At 57.4% G+C, this 18,139-nt stretch carries 19 protein-coding genes and 1 riboswitch; of the genes, 7 read left to right on the top strand and 12 right to left on the bottom strand.

Annotated features, from left to right (window positions below):
• Window positions 1-513: 513 nt before the first annotated feature.
• Complete coding sequence (locus B149_RS0104650; RefSeq protein ID WP_018124004.1) at window positions 514-1,290, bottom strand: DUF169 domain-containing protein; 777 nt, start codon at window positions 1,288-1,290, stop codon at window positions 514-516.
• Window positions 1,291-1,732: 442 nt separating this feature from the next.
• Window positions 1,733-1,827: riboswitch (TPP riboswitch) on the top strand.
• Between the two features lie 71 nt (window positions 1,828-1,898).
• On the opposite strand from B149_RS0104650, the gene cytX reads away from it, so the two are divergent.
• From cytX to lpxC, 6 genes are all read left to right on the top strand, one after another.
• Complete coding sequence (gene cytX, locus B149_RS0104645; protein ID WP_018124003.1) at window positions 1,899-3,104, top strand: putative hydroxymethylpyrimidine transporter CytX; 1,206 nt, start codon at window positions 1,899-1,901, stop codon at window positions 3,102-3,104.
• A gap of 79 nt (window positions 3,105-3,183) precedes the next feature.
• Complete coding sequence (rpmE, locus tag B149_RS0104640; RefSeq protein ID WP_018124002.1) at window positions 3,184-3,411, top strand: 50S ribosomal protein L31; 228 nt, start codon at window positions 3,184-3,186, stop codon at window positions 3,409-3,411.
• Between the two features lie 169 nt (window positions 3,412-3,580).
• Entirely contained in the window at window positions 3,581-4,522 is a 942-nt protein-coding gene (locus B149_RS0104635; RefSeq protein WP_018124001.1) for a DUF1385 domain-containing protein, read from the top strand.
• Window positions 4,523-4,525: 3 nt separating this feature from the next.
• Entirely contained in the window at window positions 4,526-5,596 is a 1,071-nt protein-coding gene (gene prfA, locus B149_RS0104630) for a peptide chain release factor 1 (protein WP_018124000.1), read from the top strand.
• 8 nt (window positions 5,597-5,604) lie between these two features.
• Window positions 5,605-6,495, top strand: a complete 891-nt coding sequence (prmC, locus tag B149_RS18235) for a peptide chain release factor N(5)-glutamine methyltransferase (protein WP_083909149.1) — start codon at window positions 5,605-5,607, stop codon at window positions 6,493-6,495.
• A 150-nt stretch (window positions 6,496-6,645) separates the two neighbouring features.
• Window positions 6,646-7,569 carry a UDP-3-O-acyl-N-acetylglucosamine deacetylase gene (lpxC, locus tag B149_RS0104620; RefSeq protein ID WP_040372194.1) on the top strand — a complete coding sequence of 308 codons (924 nt, stop codon included), beginning with the start codon at window positions 6,646-6,648 and terminating at the stop codon, window positions 7,567-7,569.
• Between the two features lie 91 nt (window positions 7,570-7,660).
• Here lpxC and B149_RS0104615 read toward each other — a convergent pair whose 3' ends face one another.
• Together B149_RS0104615 and B149_RS0104610 are read right to left on the bottom strand one after the other, a co-directional pair.
• Window positions 7,661-8,767: a M20/M25/M40 family metallo-hydrolase gene (locus tag B149_RS0104615; protein ID WP_018123997.1), complete on the bottom strand. Its 1,107-nt coding sequence runs from the start codon at window positions 8,765-8,767 to the stop codon at window positions 7,661-7,663.
• A 75-nt stretch (window positions 8,768-8,842) separates the two neighbouring features.
• Window positions 8,843-10,168 (bottom strand): M48 family metalloprotease, encoded by a 1,326-nt coding sequence (locus B149_RS0104610; RefSeq protein ID WP_026167454.1) that lies wholly within the window; start codon window positions 10,166-10,168, stop codon window positions 8,843-8,845.
• Between the two features lie 110 nt (window positions 10,169-10,278).
• On the opposite strand from B149_RS0104610, the gene B149_RS0104605 reads away from it, so the two are divergent.
• Window positions 10,279-10,482 (top strand): hypothetical protein, encoded by a 204-nt coding sequence (locus B149_RS0104605; RefSeq protein WP_018123995.1) that lies wholly within the window; start codon window positions 10,279-10,281, stop codon window positions 10,480-10,482.
• Window positions 10,483-10,541: 59 nt separating this feature from the next.
• Here the strand turns inward: B149_RS0104605 and B149_RS0104600 are convergent, their stop codons facing one another.
• From B149_RS0104600 to flhA, 9 genes are all read right to left on the bottom strand, one after another.
• Window positions 10,542-11,333 (bottom strand): hypothetical protein, encoded by a 792-nt coding sequence (locus tag B149_RS0104600; RefSeq protein WP_018123994.1) that lies wholly within the window; start codon window positions 11,331-11,333, stop codon window positions 10,542-10,544.
• The gene (locus B149_RS0104595; RefSeq protein ID WP_018123993.1) at window positions 11,333-11,746 is read right to left on the bottom strand and encodes a hypothetical protein; all 414 of its coding nucleotides are present in this window, start codon (window positions 11,744-11,746) and stop codon (window positions 11,333-11,335) included. Before B149_RS0104595 ends, B149_RS0104600 begins: the two co-directional genes overlap by 1 nt.
• Window positions 11,747-11,816: 70 nt before the next feature.
• Window positions 11,817-12,137: a hypothetical protein gene (locus tag B149_RS0104590; protein WP_018123992.1), complete on the bottom strand. Its 321-nt coding sequence runs from the start codon at window positions 12,135-12,137 to the stop codon at window positions 11,817-11,819.
• Between the two features lie 3 nt (window positions 12,138-12,140).
• Window positions 12,141-12,884 carry a flagellar basal body-associated FliL family protein gene (locus tag B149_RS0104585; RefSeq protein WP_018123991.1) on the bottom strand — a complete coding sequence of 248 codons (744 nt, stop codon included), beginning with the start codon at window positions 12,882-12,884 and terminating at the stop codon, window positions 12,141-12,143.
• Window positions 12,885-12,905: 21 nt separating this feature from the next.
• Window positions 12,906-13,289 carry a chemotaxis response regulator CheY gene (locus tag B149_RS0104580; RefSeq protein WP_018123990.1) on the bottom strand — a complete coding sequence of 128 codons (384 nt, stop codon included), beginning with the start codon at window positions 13,287-13,289 and terminating at the stop codon, window positions 12,906-12,908.
• Window positions 13,290-13,306: 17 nt separating this feature from the next.
• Entirely contained in the window at window positions 13,307-14,092 is a 786-nt protein-coding gene (locus B149_RS0104575; RefSeq protein WP_026167452.1) for a FliA/WhiG family RNA polymerase sigma factor, read from the bottom strand.
• A complete protein-coding gene (locus tag B149_RS0104570) occupies window positions 14,034-14,861 on the bottom strand; it encodes a MinD/ParA family protein (RefSeq protein WP_018123988.1) in 828 nt (275 codons plus the stop codon). The genes B149_RS0104575 and B149_RS0104570 overlap by 59 nt, the downstream gene beginning before the upstream one ends.
• A gap of 15 nt (window positions 14,862-14,876) precedes the next feature.
• Window positions 14,877-15,977, bottom strand: a complete 1,101-nt coding sequence (locus B149_RS0104565) for a flagellar biosynthesis protein FlhF (protein WP_018123987.1) — start codon at window positions 15,975-15,977, stop codon at window positions 14,877-14,879.
• 9 nt (window positions 15,978-15,986) lie between these two features.
• A complete protein-coding gene (flhA, locus tag B149_RS0104560; protein ID WP_018123986.1) occupies window positions 15,987-18,098 on the bottom strand; it encodes a flagellar biosynthesis protein FlhA in 2,112 nt (703 codons plus the stop codon).
• Window positions 18,099-18,139: the final 41 nt, after the last annotated feature.

Genomic DNA, 18,139 nt, shown 5'->3' with positions numbered 1-18,139 from the left:
CGCAGTTTTTGCCTTCCTTTTTCTGCGCAAGCAAAGAAGAAGCTCGGCCAATAGGCCGAAACCTGCAACTGGTGCCAAGCAGCAAAGCCTCCGGCGGGCCCTTCAGGCGGACCCTTTCCGGGGGATCAAAAGGGCGGGCCCCTTTGGAATCCCTGTTTTGTCAGCGATGTTGCAGCTAGCTGGGACCATGCGACCGCATGGCCCGCGTCCAAGCTACATCCTCGCTGACGGAATCAGGGTCTAAAAACGAAACCCTCGGTAATCCTTTCATACAAACTGCATGTGAAGCGGGCACCCAAGCGAACGGTTTTCTGTCGCGTCAATCGGGCGCAGCCTCGCCAAAGGTTTCTGGGAGAGGGGGGAAGGGGAGTCTGAGGGGAAGGGGGGAGAACCTTCTTGCAAGAAGGTTCTCCCCCCTTCCCCTCAGCTTTTATCATCAAAAAAGGCATGCGATCCGCCGGGGCGAGGGTGAGTTCGCCCCGGCAGATCTGTATGGCTATGATGGGGTGGGTGCTATTTTTCTTTCTTGAAGATGATGAGCGGGCAGTTCTTGCAGATATCGGCTCCGGGGAAGCCGTCGCCGGGTTTGGTGATGGCGCTGCTGGCTTCGTCGATGCGGTGCTGGAGCCGATCCACTACGGATTTGAATTTCTTGCCGGGGATGATGACGTTGATTTCGCCGCGCTCGGTTTTGCCTGCGTTGTAGCTGCCGGAACAAGCGGGGAGCATGTTGAACTCCTGTTCGAGCAGGGTGAAGACGTTACCGCCGCAGGCGGAGGAGTTCATGGTTATGTTCGGGCGCAGGGGGTGCGTGTCTGTGGCTGCCATGTAGTCCACGGCGAGGTGGTAGGCCTGCATGTTGTCGCAGTAGAAGTGGACGGTGTCGGGTTCGAAGAGGCCGTCGATGCTGCCGAGGGGGGCTACGACGATGGCGAGCAGTCCTTTTTCGAGCTGATGCTTGGTCTTGACGAAGCGTTCGGCCTGTTCGAGGTCGCGGGTGTATTTGGCGTGGCCTTTGATTTCGCCTTCGTCGAGATCTTTCCAGCCGAAGCTGTATCGGGCGTTGTTGCAGCCGAGGGTGTCCTGTTCGGCGAGTACGGTCTGACCCTTCATGCGGGCGGCGAGCTGCCATTGACAGAAGGTCATGGGCTTGACCGGAGTATGGATTTCTTCGGCGTTGTCCTTGAAATGATCAAGTTCGGCCTGATCGTAGAAGAATTTGACGGCGACCGGATAGTGGTACAGTCGCATTTCCTTCATCAGCATTTCTTGCATTTCTTTATAAGACATTTCGCGATCCTTTGTATGTGTTGTTCCTTTTCGCACAAGAAAATACGTCCCAACCGTGCGAAAACTGCATCTTTGCGGGTTCCGCGCGGAAAATGGTGCCTATCAACGGGACAAAATTGGTACAAGAAAAATCGTCCATGTTCCAGCCGAGAACAATCAGTTGAAGATATTAACAGGCTAAAGCGCGAGATTGGATGCCTTTATTGTGACAGGCTTCACAATCGGGTGCTGTCTGGTGTGAGGCGTGGGAGATATTTCCTAGTGATACAGGGAGTTCAGGAGGATTGGGATGGTGCGAGAGCGGCGCGGATATTTGTCGGCCTGAGGGGGAGGTCACAGTATACACAGCGATTGGCTCGTGAGGTCTCGTACAAACAGGGAGGTCTTATGTGATCGGTAAAGGGTGGGCTTGCATAGCGTGGCGGTGCCTGATAGTGGTCTGTTCGTCCGATAGGGGTGTCCCGCACGGGACTGAGATCATACCCTTGGAACCTGATGCAGTTGAGGCTGTCGTAGGGAAATCGGAAGGTCTTCATGCGTCGTTCGGCGCGGTCCTCCCTTGTCCTTCTCCTCACGGTATCGGCTCCGAGCAAAACAAGGAGTTCGACGTGAACACTGGCAAACTGACCTTTGCTAATCTGTTTTTTCTGTGGTTCGGCGCAGCGGTTTCCGTGGCCGAAATCTTTACCGGCGGCTATCTGGCCAATCTGGGATTTGCGGGCGGAATGACCGCAAACGTGCTCGGACATCTGGTTGGCACGGTCATCCTCGTTCTTGGCGGCATCATCGGCTACCGGGAAAAGCTTCCGTCCATCATGTCCATGCGGATTTCCTTCGGCAAGCAGGGGTCGTATCTGCTTTCAGGGATCAATATCCTTCAGTTGCTCGGCTGGACCGCAGTGATGATTCTGCTCGGCGGGGATGCGGTGAACGAGCTCTGCCGCTCACTCTGGGGCATCGACAACCAGATGCTCATGTCTGCGCTGATCGGGCTATTCATCGGATTCTGGGTGTTCATCGGCATTCAGGGCTTCAAATGGTTGAACATGGTCGCCGTGGCATTGCTGCTTGGTCTGACGGTGGTCATGAGCTGGGTCATCTTCACTCAGCCTGCGCCTGCTCAGCCCGTGGAACCCACCGGTACCTTCGGCATGGGATTCGAGCTGGCCATCATCATGCCGCTCTCCTGGTTCCCGCTCATTGCGGATTACACCAGCATGGCAAAGAACTCCCGTGCCGCCTGGCTTGCACCGTTCCTCGGTTATTTCACCGGCTCCACGTGGATGTACAGCATCGGCCTCGGCGGGGCGATTTTTTCCGGAACGGCCGACCCCACCCAGATGATGCTGGCCGCCAAGCTCGGCATGGTGGCGCTCATGGTCATCGGTCTTTCCACGGTGACGACAACCTTCATGGATGTCTTTTCTGCCGCGGTATCCACTCTCAACGTTCTGCCCCGGCTGAATCGTCGCTGGACGTCTGTAGTGTTCGCCGCATTGGGAACGGGGCTGGCCATGTTCTTTCCCATTACCCAGTATGAATGGTTTCTTTATCTGCTCGGATCGGTCTTCGCGCCGCTCATGGCGATCCTGCTGAGCGACTACTACCTGCTCAAACATGACGCGAGGTCGAATATTGCCGACGTCAGGGCCATACTTTCGCTTGCACTCGGCATCGCCTTCTATTATTGGGTGAAGCGGCACGACATGGTCGTGGGGCATACGCTGACTACTATCGGCTTCACGCTCATCGTTCACAACGCGATGCGGGTACTGACCGAAAAGCGCCGGCGTGTTGCGGCAACACGGGGATAACATACGTTTTCCCTTGCCATTCGTTCGTACTTTAAGTACTAGTCCCTGTTCCACGCAACTAGCGAGTAGGAGTTTTTCAATGAAAAAAGATATCCATCCCAAGACGTTTGAGGCCACCATCCGTTGCCACTGCGGCTACGAAAGCAAGGCTTCTTCCACCAAGGGCGAGCATATCGACGTCGAAATCTGTGCCAACTGCCACCCGTTCTACACCGGTAAGCAGCGCCTGATCGACACCGCCGGCCGCATCGACCGTTTCCGCAAGAAGTACGCAAACTTCAAGGGAACCGGAAAGACCGAACAGTAGCTGTCCCGGCTCGTTTTTTTCAATATGCCTCTGTCGATTGCGGCAGAGGCATATTGTTTTCGCCGGGCTTTGACTTTCCCCGGGGAATCCTTACCCTTCGGCAAGGTCCCCAAAGACGGTTCAGTCCGGCTGGCGGAGGACCCTTTTCCCTCCAACTCAAGCCGAGGATATGCCGTTGAGTCTCAAAAATATCTTGTTGGCGGCCGCCAACACCGTGGGCGGACAGGCCGTTATCGAGGGCGTGATGATGCGCTCCAAGAATCGGCTCGCCATAGCCGTTCGTCTCCCGAACGGTGAAATAGAAGTTCACGAGCGCCCCTGGTTCTCGCTGACCAATCATCCCCTTCTGAAAAAACCTTTCGTACGCGGTTTTCCCGTTCTTCTGGAAACGCTGGTCAACGGCATCAAGGCCCTGAACTGGTCCGCCACGCAGGCTGTGGACGAAGAAGAGGGCGAGCTGACCGGCTGGCATCTGGCCATGAGCATGATTGTGGCCATCGCCGCCGCACTCGGCCTGTTCGTGGTGCTGCCGCATTTCTTTTCCGTGGGCATGGAATGGCTGGGATACGGCGGTGACGTCGATTCCCTGAGCTTCCACGCATGGGACGGCCTTTTCAAGATGCTTATTTTCATGGGCTACATATGGGCAATCTCGTTCATCCCGGATATCAAGCGCGTTTTCCAGTACCACGGCGCCGAGCACAAGGTGATATGGTCCTATGAGGCCGGCGCCTCGCTCCTTCCGGACAGCGCGCGCATCAACAGCAGGCTGCATCCTCGTTGCGGCACGGCCTTCATGCTCTTTGTGCTCTCGGTCAGCATCGTGCTTTATTCGGTGCTGGTGCCGCTGCTCATGATGATCTATGCGCCGGAAACATTTATCTTCAAGCATCTTTACATCGTCGGGGTCAAACTGCTGCTGATGATTCCCATCAGTGCCATGGCCTACGAGTTGATCAAATTCGCTTCCAAGCGCGAAAGCAGTATCGCCTGCAAGATGCTTTGCTGGCCCGGGCTGGCCCTTCAGGTGCTCACCACACGCGAACCGGACGACCAGCAGATTGAGGTTGCCATTGCGGCCCTCAAGTGCGCGGTCAATATGGAGGAATAATCGATGTTCAGAAAACTCGACGAAATTGAAGAGACTTTCATCGATCTTGAAAAGGAACTTTCCCAGCCCGAGATTTTCAACGATCAGGAGCGTTACCGCAACGCAACCAAGAGCCATGCGGATCTGGGCGAGATAGTCAGGGTCTATCGCGAATACAAGCAGCTTTCGCAGGATCTTGAGGATAACCGTGAGCTTGCCCGTGATGAGGATGCCGACATCCGCGAGATGGCCAAGCTTGAGATCGCCGAGATCGAGCCGAAGCTGCCCGAACTGGAAGAACAGCTCAAGCTGCTTATGCTCCCCAAGGATCCGCTCGACGACAAGAACATCATTCTTGAAATCCGTGCCGGCACCGGCGGCGACGAGGCCGCTTTGTTTGCGGCCGACCTGTTCCGTATGTACTCCCGCTTCGCAGAAGAGAACGGCTGGAAGGTCGAGGTCATGAGCGAGAGCGAATCAGGAGCGGGCGGGCTTAAGGAAGTCATTGCCAACATCTCGGGCGATAAGGTTTACAGCAAGCTCAAGTACGAGTCCGGCACCCACCGGGTACAGCGCGTTCCGGCCACCGAGTCGCAGGGGCGTATCCACACTTCCGCCTGTACCGTGGCGATTCTTCCCGAAGCGGAAGAGGTCGACGTGAATATTCGTAACGAAGACCTGCGTATCGACGTGTTCCGCGCTTCCGGCCCGGGCGGACAGTCGGTCAACACCACTGACTCCGCAGTGCGCATCACCCACGTACCCACCGGGCTGGTCGTGTCCTGTCAGGATGAAAAGTCGCAGCTCAAGAACAAGGTCAAGGCCATGAAGGTCCTTCGCTCGCGTCTGCTTCAGGCCGAGCAGGAAAAGGCCCACGCCGAAGAGGCTGCGGCGCGCAAGAGTCAGGTCGGATCCGGTGACCGCTCGGAGCGTATCCGCACCTACAACTTCCCGCAGGGCCGCGTCACCGACCACCGAATCAACCTGACCCTCTACAAGCTGGATCAGGTCATGGAAGGTGACATTAATGAACTGATCGATTCACTCATTGCGCATTACCAGAGCGAGGCGCTCCAGCAGCAGGCCGAGCAGTAAACACGCGCATGACCGTGACCACGCTTCACGACATTATCGGGGAATCCGCGTCCATCCTAGAGGAGAAGGGCGTGGATTCCCCGCTTCTTTCCGCGCAGGTGCTTGCTTGTCATGCGCTTTCGCTCGATAGGGTGGGGCTTATCACCAATCGCCGACGGGAGCTGTCGGCGGACGAACTCGGGACCATCCGGGAACTCGTGCGCCGAAGGGCTACGGGTGAGCCGACTGCATACATCCTCGGTCAGCGCGAATTTTTCGGGCTCGATTTTGCCGTTTGTCCGGGGATTCTCATTCCGCGTCCTGAAACCGAGCACATCGTGGAAAAGGTTCAGGAACTCTTCGGGCCCTGCGACAGGTTCCGCTTTGCGGATCTCGGAACGGGATCCGGTATTCTGGCTGTGACGGTCGCGCACCTCTTTCAGCAAGCTGAAGGTATGGCGCTGGACCTGAGCCCTGTGGCCGTAGCTTGCGCTACCCAAAATGCCAAGCGCCATGGCGTTGACGCCAGATTGGATATCCGTCCGGGAGACATGTGTGAGCCGTTTGCCGAGCCGGGCAGTCTCGATCTCGTCCTCAGCAATCCGCCATATGTTACCGAGGCTGAATATGACCAGCTGGATCAGGAGGTTGCAGGTTTTGAGCCGCGAACTGCTCTTGTCAGTGGGCAGGATGGCCTTGACCACCTTCGTCAATTGCTGCCCCACGCCGCGGCGGCGCTTCGTGATGGCGGCCATCTTCTTGTCGAGATCGGCTGGAGGCAGGGTCAGGCAGCCCAAAAAATAACCTCCGAATACGGCCGGGATTTCGGGTCTGTAGAAATACTCAAAGACCTTTCAGGGCATGACCGTATCATTTTTGCCACTCGAACGGTTTGCAAAAAAACAACACATCAGCTCTGATCTTGTTGAAAAAACACGAACAGTTGTGTTTCTGCCACATATTTCAATTGAATGTTTGCTGACACATGTGCAGCAATTTTAATAAGTTAAATAATATTTCTCGTTTGGCACTTATTTTGCTCATGTGAAATTGTTCCAAATGGAGGATTCATGCTGCAAACTACTATTCGCGAAACCGTACGTTGCACCGGAGTTGGCCTACACAGCGGGAAGCAGGTCGCCATGGCCCTTTGCCCCGCCGCCGAAGATACCGGTATCATTTTCGCCATCCGCAACGGTTCCGGAAACGCATTTCTGACTCCCAACCCCTCCCTCGTCGTGGAGACCGGTCTTGCCACCACCCTCGGCAACGGCACCGACTCCGTGGCCACCGTTGAGCATCTGCTCGCCGCGATCCGGGGTATGGGAATAGATAATATCAAGATCGAAGTCGAAGGCAGCGAACTGCCCATTATGGATGGCAGCGCCGCTTCCTTTGTGTACCTGCTCAAGCAGGCTGGCCTTCGTCGCCAAAGCCGTCCCAAAACCGTGCTGGCTATCAAGAAGCCGGTCAGTTTCGAGCAGGACGGCAAGTTCATCAAGGCCTCTCCCCACGACGGGTTTTTCGTGGACTACACCATCGACTTTGCACATCCGCTCATTGGACGTCAGACCATGTCCATGGAGATCACCCCCGAAGACTTCTCGGGCAAGCTCGCCAAGGCTCGCACTTTTGGCTTCCTCAAGGAAGTCGAGTATCTGCACGCCAACGGTCTCGCGCTCGGCGGCTCACTCGACAACGCGGTGGTTCTGGACGAGTACGGCGTGGTCAACAGCGAAGGGCTTCGCTTCGAAGACGAGTTCATCCGCCACAAGATGCTCGACTTTGTCGGTGACATGGCCATTCTGGGCTTGCCGCTTCAGGGACGCTTTGAGGTTTTCGCCTCCGGACACGCCCTGAACAACCAGTTCCTGCGTCATGTTGAAGCCAACGCCGAACTCTACCTTGAAAAAGTTACGCTTCAGCCGGAGAAAGCTCCTGAAAAGGAAGCCGAAAAGGGCGAAGTCTTCGGTGCGACTCCGGCCATGGCATAGATTTTCATTCGATTTTGCAGCAAAAAGGCCCGCCTTTCGGCGGGCCTTTTTTATTGCCTGGTGAATTGCGACGATTCTAGCGTCGAGCGGACTACGATTTCATGAGTTCGGCAACCAGCATGGCGCTTCCGATGAGGTCTTCCACGGCTATGTGCTCGTCCGTGGTGTGAGCGCTGGTCATGCCGATGCCGAGATTGATCACGTCAATGCCACGACCTGCGAGGATGTTGGCGTCACTGCCTCCGCCGGAGCTTTCCAGCGACGGCTTGACCCCGAGCGATTCGCAGGCGCTGATTGCTTCCTGCAGCATGGCGCTGTCTTGTGGAACATTCAGGGCGGGGTAGAGCTGATCGGTTTCAAGGGAGACTTCGCCGCCGTAGTTGTCTGCTGCGGTGCGGCAGCATTCCTTCATATGATCCACCTGAGCCTGAAGTTTTTCCGGATCATATGAACGGGTCTCAGCATGGAGCGAGCAGCTTTCCGGAACAATGTTGATGGCACTGCCTCCCTGAATGGACCCGACGTTGGCGGTGGTATCCTCGTCCACGCGCAGCAGTTTCATGCGCAGGATGGCGTCCGCGGCCATATTGATGGCGCTGATGCCCTTTTCCGGCTCGAAACCGGCGTGTGCGGCGCGGCCGGTAAAGGTCGCGGTGATATCGATCTTGGCTGGAGAGCGGGTGATGATGGTCCCCACAGGTCCGGAGCAGTCCAGAATGGCGAACCGTTTGGCCGGGACCTTCTTGAGATCGAGGTTCTTGGCCCCGTGCATCCCCGATTCTTCGGCGATGCTGAAGACGACATAGATGTCCGGGTGAGATATCTCATTTTCGATCAGATGACGAATGGCTTCGATGATTGCGGCAATGCCTGCCTTGTCGTCGCCGCCGAGGATCGTGTCGCCCTTGGAGCGGATTATTCCGTCATCCATGACCGGTTCAACGCCGAGGCAGGGAGGGACGCAGTCCATGTGGGCGGAGAAGGCAATGGCTTCACCTTTGGTATTGCCCTTGAAGTGGGCGATGAGATTGCCGCAGTTTCCGCCGCAGGCGTCCCCGGCGTTGTCCATGGTGATGGACAGGCCGAGTTCTTCCAGGACGGGCCGCAGGTGCTCGGCGACGTCGTTTTCGCTGAATGAGGGGCTGTCGATTCGGACGAGTTCGAAAAAGGTGTCGATGAGCCGTTGTTCGTCAATCATGTTGTATCCATTGTTCGTGTTGCAATCGTCATGGGCGCGACGCGCCGACATGAGAGGCTGCCGAAACAGGTCTGCTTATTTGATATATCCCCATGCGTCCAGTCTTGAGTAGGCATGCTTTGCGGCATCGCCCTCACGGGTCGCCTGAAGGTAACGGTAATAGTGGTTTGCGGCCATTTCCCGGTTGCCGAGCGCTTCGTATGCGTAGCCAGAAAAGAAGATGGTGGATGGGTTGCCGGGAAGATTCTTTTCGTATGACTGGAAGTTTCGCAGAGCGGAACGGTATCTGCCTTCTTCAAGCTGAAGCATTCCGGCCAGGTGCATGGCCTGCGGTTCCTGCGGGTAGATCCGCCTCGCCTTCTCCGCATAGCGCAGTCCTTCTTCCTGTTGATTGCGTGCCATCTTGCATTTGGCCATGAGCAACAGGCCCGCGTAATCGTTCGGTGCGTAGTCGAGTGCCTTGGCGAAATGCGTCTGGGCGTCCGCGAACGCTTTTTTCTTCATGGCTCCCTCGCCGTCCTGCATCTCCTTGATGGCGGGTTCGTCCTTGCGGATGCTGGCGATGTTGTCCATGTAGCGTTCCCGCAGAAGTTTCCCTTTCTTGCCGCCATAAGTGGTGCGGGCTTCGGTGACGGCGGTCTCGTATCGCTCGGAGCTCATGGGGTGCGAGGCGAACATCTGCTGCACGAAGGAAGGGTCGCTCTCGTGCAGACCGTTGAGCATGTCCATGAGGCCGACCATCCCCTGCGGGTCATAACCGGCGTTGTCCATGTACTCCATGCCGAGGCTGTCCGCCTGCCGTTCATCGTCGCGGGAATAGCTTGCCAAAAGGAGGCCCGCGCCAACACCGCCGAGTCCGGCCGCGAGCGGTGCCAGTTCGCTGCTCTGGGTGGCGATGACGCCCACGCCGATGCTCAGCAGCCCCTGCGTGGCCATGGAAGAACTGACGCGGGAAGCGGTGTGCCGGGCATTGACGTGGCCGAGTTCATGCCCCAGAAGCGCGGCGAGTTCGGCCTCGTTGTCGAGCTTGAGCAGAATGCCGCGGGTACAGGCGATGCTGCCGCCGGGAAAGGCGTAAGCGTTGACGTAGTTGGCGTTCACGCAGCGAAAGCTGTAGGGCATGTCAGGCCGATGCGTGGTTCTGGCAAGACTGTTGCCCACGCTCGAAACGTAATTGTTGACGGTGCTATCCTGAACAGGACCGTAGTCGGCGGAGAACTGGTGTGGTGACTGCTTCTTGTCCAGTGCGATTTCCTGCTCTCTGGAAATGAGCATCAACTGCTGCTCGCCCGTCACCGGATTCACGGCACAGCCCGTCAGAAATCCGGCTGCTCCTCCGGCTGTGAGCTTCAGTGCCTCGCGTCGTGTGAAGAGACGCACGTCTGTTTTTTTGCGCGACATGGTTTCCTCCATGAGAATAACGATTCGGGAACGATATATCGTGCGGCAGGACTTGGCAACCGTATGAACCTGTGGCACCAATTCGAAACACTTCATGACGGAGGAAGAAGATGGGCAAAAGGCAGCAGCTTCCCTGCGACGAATGTCGTTTCAGGAGATTTTCGGAAAAAGATCCCACAAGCATTCTGGCCTTGTTCTGGGAATGGCACACGAAATGGTGTCCGGGCTGGAAAAAGTACCTGACCGATCTCAAGGAGTACGACGAAGACCCGCCCAAGATGGGGCATCGACGCGGAATATTCCCCGACGATTAAACACCCGACATGCATCGGCGGCCGTTACCGGTCGCCTTTTTTTATGTCATGTGTCCGCTTCAGCCGCTGAAGTACCGTGAAAGCATGCCGCCAGGCGCACCCGTCAGGACTTCAGCGCCAAGAAATTCGGCGTGTTCCGGCAGTGCTTCGGTCTTCTGGAGAAGATGAGTCAGCGGCTTTGCGTAAAAGGCCCGGCCAACTTTGATGCGGTAACTGGTGCGCTCTCCCTTGTGCAGACAGACAAGCTGGCAGTCACCAAACTCTCCGAGCGTGAATTCATGGACCACTTCAAAGAATTCTCCGACTCCGCGTTTGACGAAGGTGGCCTGCTCCCTGGCTGTGGGCAACAGCAGGGGAGTATAGGAGAGCGTCCGGTCGGCCCCAAGTGTGTTGATGCCGTCCACGGCGGTCTGGACCCGGGCATGCGCTTCGCCGATTTCCGGTGTTCGGAGCAGTTCTGTAAGCGTGAGGATGCGTTCTGCCAGCGGTTGGTCTTGAAGAGAGGCCGCATGAGGGCGGATCAGGGATTCAAAGGTCTGACGAGCCTTGGTGAACCCCATGACGCCGGTGAGGGCCGGGGCGAGGTTGCCGCCGCCACCGCCGTGCAAGGCCTGAAGATGAATCTGCGGGTTGAGGCTGATGACCTTGAATGCGAGCACAGACCCCGGTGCAGGGCCTGAAGGAATGTTCGCCAGAAGCGGGTCGCCGTCGATGTTGACCCATGCGAGGTCTTCGTCTTCCCACCTGAGGATGCGACCACGGACCTTCTGGCCCACGCGGTGCGAGCGTTTGAAGGATTCGCTGCGCGAAGTCCGGTCACCGGAGTATCTGCCGCCGCCACGGATGCGCATCAGGCCTGCCCGATGATGAGTTCCACTTCCTCGATGCTCAGGTCGAACTTGCGGGCGAGTTGGGCGGGGCTTTTGCCCGCCTTGTAACCGGAAAGAATGATGTTGCGCATGAACTGCGGCGACTTGGCGTATTCGTCGGCGCGCTCGATGAGCATGTTGAGCTTTTTTTCGCGCTTTTCCAGCTCTTCGTTGAGCGAGGCAAGTTCAATCTGGCGTTGTTCGAAAGTGGAGACGAGTTCGTTTTCCAGCTTGGCGTTGAACTGAAGCCGGTTGACGAAGTCCTCCTGTTTGGTCTGAAGGTGCTTCAGCAGCGCTTCGGACTTTTTCAGTCGCAGGAAGAACAGGACGACCACCACGAGCAGGGCGAGCTCGCTGAGCGTGAAGAATAAAAGGAGCAGTGTGGAAGTTTCCATGGCGTCCGGTGGTTTGGCTGTAACGATTGAAGATGGAGTATCTCGAAATCGCGAGGAAAAATCAATGCGCTCAGACCTTCATGTCCACGATGTTGCCTGACCACGGGGACGGATCGGAAGCGTTGGTCTCTTCGTCGTGGTCTTTTTCCGAGCGCTTTCTGCCGCTTTGCCCACCGCCGCCGTGGCTGCCGTCGCGGTCCACGGCCTGTGCCTCGTCCTTTTTGTCCACCTTGCCGACCTTGGTGTTGTCGTCTTCACGCACGTGCTTGGCGATGAGCGGGGCGAAGAGGCTGCGTTGCACCTCGGGCTTCACCTGCTCTGCGTTGGCAAGCTTCTGGACATGCGGGAGCTGGGCTATGAGAAGCGGCAGCTCGATGGGAGAGGTACTCATGCCTCACCTCACAAGGTATTGTTCAAAAAGGATGGTGTCGAAACGCCCGACTCCTATGTACTGGTTGATTACGGCCAGAAGCTCCTCTTTGAGCTTGTCGCCGTATTTCTCTTCGGTCAGGAACGTGAGATCCTTATTCTTGAGATAGTAGTAGAGCGCGTTTCTGACCGTAAACGTTTCCTGATTGAATTGCAGGGCCATTTGCTGATCCTGCGTTGTCAGGACAATGCGTATTTCGAGGAACCGGATGTTGCCGTCTTCGTCCAGTTGCTCCACGAGGAAGGGATCGAGACGCAGCAGGATATCCTCGGGTTCCTGTACTTCAGGTTCCGGAGTGGGCGTTTGCGGTTGCGGTTCGGCGGGTTCTTCCGCCTTGGTTTCTGTTTCCGGCTGTTCCGGGGGAGCAGGACTGCGCGAGAAAAGGAGCACAGCTATAATGATGAGCAGGGCGAGTATCAAAAGCCCCATGTAAAAGAGCTTGTTACGGAGAAAGGCGGGCAGTTGCCGCTTGGGTTTCTCTTCTTTCTCTTCTTCGAGGGGGGCCTCCTCGAAATCTTCAATATCTTCCTCGTCCTCGTCTTCGTCCTCCAGAAAGGGAGCGTCGTCGAGGTCAAGGTCAACCTTCTGCGAAGCCTTGCTGGCTTCGCTGTCGTCTAGCTGCGCCTTGAGTTGTTGGGACGAGCCGGAATCACCGTCTCCGTTTTCAGTAAGCTCTTCGGGCTCGTCCGGAACAACCAACAGCAGCATAGTTCGGTTCCATCAACAGAGCTAGTTCTGGAAAATCTTTTCGATCTTCTGGCTCATGGTCTCCGGAGTGAACGGCTTGACGATGTAGTTGGACACCTTGGCCTGCACGGCTTCGATGATGTTCTCCTGCTGTGCTTCTGCAGTGACCATCAGGAAGGGCAGGTCGGCATACTCTTCGCTGCCGCGAACCTTGCGGAGCAGTTCGATTCCGGACATGTTGGGCATGTTCCAGTCGGAAACGATGAAGTCGATATTGTCTTTGTTGAGAACATCCCACGCAGTGGTGCCGTCGTCGGCTTCCACTATGTTGGTGAACCCGAGCTGACGCAGGATGTTCTTGATGATCTTTCTCATGGTGGAGAAGTCGTCCACGACAAGGATGCGCATACTGGTATCAGCGGGCATTATATTCTCCTTTGTTTTCAGTCGGTTTCGAAGCGGTTTCTGAAGTGTTCCCTGAGTTTTTTCAGGGCCTGTGAGTGGAGCTGGGAGACACGGCCCTCGGTAATTTCCATTACCTCGGCGGTTTCCTTCATGTTCAACTCCTCGCCATAATACAAAGATATGACCAATTTTTCTCTCGGGGTCAATTCCTCAATGAGATTGGCAACTTTGTCAACTAATTCCTGAAAAGCCGCGGACTGATATGGTTCGTCCTCCGAATTGGCGGTGCGGCTGACCATGTGCTCGTTGAAGGCGTCGAGGCTGACGCACATCTGATTCTGCAGAGCTTCAAGTCCGTAATGCACCTCCTTTTCGCTGAGTCCGGTATGGTCCGCCAGCTGGTCGCTGGTGGCGGGCAGGCCGGTTTCGTGTTCGATCTGGCGCATGGCCTCTTCGAGCACTTTGACCTTCTGGCGCAGCCCGCGGGAAAACCAGTCCATACGGCGCAGCTCATCGAGCATGGCGCCCTTGATTCGGTTTTCGGAGTACGTGTCGAACTTGATTCCGAGTTCCGGATTGAACTTTCCGAGGGCGTCAAGCAATCCCAGGCTGCCGGCGCTGATGAGCTCGTTGAGCTCAACGCTTTGCGGCAGCTTGGCCTTCATCCTGAGAGCGAGAATGCGAATCTTGGGGGCGAAGTGCCTTACGAGGGATTCGCGCTCACCTTCGGTGAACTCATCCCACGTACGGGCCCCGGATTCGAGATCACGCCACGGATTGCTCCTGGAAGAGGAGCTTTTTCCAGAAGAACTTGATATTGCCATCGGTATTCGGTTCGGCCTTCCATTTGCCCACCTTCTCCGCAGCCTGAACAATGGCCTGCGCGGCGGGGCTTCTCGGGTGTCCATGACAGAAGGGTACCTGTTCGAGTACCCCCTTGCGTACATTGGGATCGTGCGGCACGAAGCCTACGAGGTCCAGCGAAATGCCGTCCAGGAAATGGTCGCAGGCATTGAGCAGCTTGATGTATGTTTCCTTGGCTGCCCGCTGGTCCTTGACCATGTTCACCAGAACCCTGAAGCGTTCCACGCCGTGATGCAGCTTCAGCACCTTGATCAGCGCGTATGCGTCCGTCAGGGACGTGGGTTCCGGGGTGAGCACGAGCAGGCGTTCCTGCACGGCGAGGTTGAAATACAGCACGTTGTCGTTGATTCCGGCACCGGTGTCCACGACAAGGTAATCAAGGTCCTCGTCCAGTGTGTCCATGGCGTCCAGCAGGTCGAGCTTTTGCCCGCGGCTGAGGCTGACCATGTCGCTCACTCCCGACGAGGCCGGAAGAATCCGGAAGCCGTAAGGCGTTTCCAACAGGATCTTGTCCAGGCTCGTGTTCTCATGGAACAGGTGGAACAGGTTGTATTCCGGAGCGAGTCCGAGAATCACGTCCACGTTGGCGAGCCCGAGGTCGGCGTCAAGCAGCAGGACCTTCTTGCCGCTCTTGGCGAGCGTATAGGCAAGGTTGGTGGAAATATTCGTTTTTCCCACGCCGCCCTTGCCGGAGGTGACCGAAAGGACCATGGGGAAGTTGGAATTCATCGGAAGGGCTCTCCTTTACTGATTTTCCACGCCGCCGGGAAATTGACGCTTGAATACGAGACGCCAGAGGCTGTCTCTCTTCGCCGGGGCGATGCTGTTTTTCAGCCCGCTGCCGAATGAGAACGCGGAGACCGGCTTGCCGGTTTTATGGGCCACGTTCAATATGGCACCGAATGTACAGGCTTCGTCGAGTTTCGTCCAGATAACGCTTGCAAGCTTTGAACATTCATATTTTTTGATGAACGAGTCGTACTGCGCCGGAGCGTAATACGGGTTCAGCACGAGGTGAACCGCAAGCTCATCATGCTCGGCAAGCCCCATGACGTTCATCCAGTCGTTGAGGTCGGCCTTGCCGGAAAGACCGGGCAGGTCGATGAGCATCATGTCAAAGCTGCGTGCCTCGGCCAGCACGTCCTGGCAGTCTTCGCGCGAGGTCATTTCGCGAAAGGCGAGGCCGGAAAGATCTGCGTAGTGCTTGAGCACCATGCGGCCCTTGCCGCGCCCGTTGTCTGCCGAAACGAGGCAGATGCGCGCGTCAGGACATTTTTTCTTCTCCTTGAGCGCCAGGCGGATGAGGGCGGACGTCTTGCCTGCGCCGTGCGGGCCCACAAAGGCATGCATCCTGTGCTGCCAGTTGCCGTTGCCGAAGCCTCTTGCGTAGGCCAGCCGGTCCAGTACCGGGAGAATGGACGCATCCGGTGCATCGCGCAGGTCGCAAAAGACCTTGAGCAGCACTTCCTCGTCCACGCCTTCCCGCTCAAGATACTCGATGGCGAGGCGCTGGCGGGGAGCAAGGGCTTCGAGGCGCATCTGCGGTTTGACCAGCGCCATGATCTGGCTCTTGATTTCGCCCCATTCCTTTTGCCAGCCAACGCTCTGGCCCATGGCGGTGTCGAGAAAATCGTCACGGCTGGAGGGCATCCCCGCTGCCGGGGAGGGCGACGCAACCGGCTTAGCCGCAGGTTCGGGTTCCACGGCCGCCACCACTTCGCAGCATTTGCGGCCGTCCTCTTCGACGGTGCGGTTGGAAAGGATCACGGCGTCCTCCCCCAGTTCGGATTTGACTTGTGCGAAGGCGTCAGCAGTGCTGGCCGCCCGGAATGTCTTCATCTTCATGGCTGCTCGCTAGCTCAGGTCTACGGTTGCTACGGCTTCAAGCTGGATGTCCGCGGGGATCTCAGCCTGCGAAATGACGGGGAGCGTCGGGATGAATCGCGTCAGCAGAGTGGCCAGATGCGGCCTGATCTGCGGCGTGGTCAGCAGCACGGGCTGCCCGTCGCTGATGAACGTTCCTTCCAGAGTCGCGTTGATCTTCTGTATCATGTGCTGGGCCACCTGAGGCTCCAGCGCGAGATAGCCACCCTGTTCCACGGGCCGGATCGCTTCGGTAAGCGTCTGCTCCAGATCCGGACTCATGGTCATTATGGGCAGGTTGTTGTTCTGACCAAGGTAGGGCTTCACGATGGTGCGGCCGAACTTGGAGCGTACATACTCGGTCAGCTGCTGGGGGTCCTGTGTGGCAGGTCCGTAGTCGCCAAGCGTTTCCACGATGGTCAGCAGGTCGCGTATGGAGACGTTTTCGCCCACCAGCTGCTGGAGCACCTTCTGGACCACGCCGAGGGGCAGCACGCCCGGCACCAGTGTTTCGACGGCCTTGGGTGCACGCTTGGAGAGGTTGTCCAGCAGATCCTGAACTTCCTGCCTGCCGAGGAATTCGCCGAGATTGCGGCGAAAGACTTCGGTGAGGTGTGTGGCGATGACGGTAGCCGGGTCCACAACGGTATAGCCCGCGAGCATGGCCTCTTCTTTCTGCGCTTCCGGCACCCAGACGGCGGGAAGGTTGAAGGCGGGTTCCACGGTCTCGACACCCTCGATGCGATGCTTGGCATCGCCCGGATCCATGGCGAGGTAGTGGTCGATGAGCAGCTCCGCCGTGGCAACCGGGTTGCCCTTGATCAGCACGCGGTATTCGCCAGGCTTGAGTTGCAGGTTGTCCCGCAGGTGCAGCGAGGGGATGACCACGCCCATGTCCAGCGCGAACTGTCGGCGGATGGAACGGATGCGCGAGAGCAGGTTGCCGTTCTGGTCTTCGTCCACGAGCGGAATCAGGCCGTAACCCACTTCCAGCTCCAGTTCGTCCAGTGGCAGGAGCTCCTGCACCTCTTCCGGAGAGTCGAGAGTGGGAACATCCTCTTTGCCGCCCTCGGAACTTCCCGAACCGGTTTCCAGCCCCATGGCTTCCTGCTGGCGGCGGGAAAGCTCGGAGATGCCGAAGACGATGATCGCCATGAACAGAAACGGGATGGTGGGCATGCCGGGAACGATGCCGAACACGCAGAGGATACCGGCCACGAGGCGCAGCGCGCGGTGGTGGAAGGTGAGCTGGCCGAGGAATTCCTCGCCCATCTTGGCTTCGGCAGCGGCGCGGGAAACGATGATACCGGCCGAGGTGGAGATGATCAGGGACGGGATGGTGGAGACCAGACCGTCACCGATGGTCAGCAGGGTGTAGGTCTGGGCGGCGTCCACCCATTCCATGTCCTGCTGGAAAACGCCGATGAAGAAGCCGCCCACGATGTTGACGGCGGTAATGATGATGCCTGCGGTGACGTCACCGGAAACGAACTTTCCCGCACCGTCCATGGCGCCGTAGAAGTCGGCCTCGCGGCGGCAGTCCTCACGTTGCTTGATGGCTTCCTTTTCGTCGATGAGTCCGGCGTTGAGGTCGGCCTCGATGGCCATCTGCTTACCGGGCATGGAGTCGAGAGTGAATCGGGCGGCGACTTCCGCGATACGCGTGGTACCGGTGACGATGACGACCTTGTTCAGGATGAACAGGATCATGAAGATGACGATACCGATGACGTAGTTACCGCCGACGACGAATTCCCCGAAACTCTGAATGACCGAGCCTGCTGCCGAGGTGCCTTCGTCGCCGTGCAGGAGAATGGTTCGGGTGGTTGCCACGTTCAGCGCCAGCCGGAGCATGGTGGTGACCAGCAGCAGGGAGGGGAAAATGGTGAATTCCAGCGGCGAGGTCATGAACATGGCGGTGACGAGCACGGTCAGGCCAAGGGAGATGCTCACGGTGAGCATGAAGTCGATGAACGGCGTGGGCAGGGGGACGAGCATCACGAACAGGATGATGATGACGCCGCCCGCCAGCAAAAGGTCTCCCTGTTTCGCCAGATTCTGGTAGTTCAGGTTGAAAACACCTGTGGATGCTTTTTCGGCCATCTTTTTGACACCCCTCGTCTATGCTCGGTTGAACTGCTTTC

Source organism: Desulfovibrio oxyclinae DSM 11498 (assembly GCF_000375485.1).
Lineage (GTDB): Bacteria > Desulfobacterota > Desulfovibrionia > Desulfovibrionales > Desulfovibrionaceae > Pseudodesulfovibrio > Pseudodesulfovibrio oxyclinae.
This window is presented reverse-complemented; position numbering and strand designations above follow the sequence as displayed.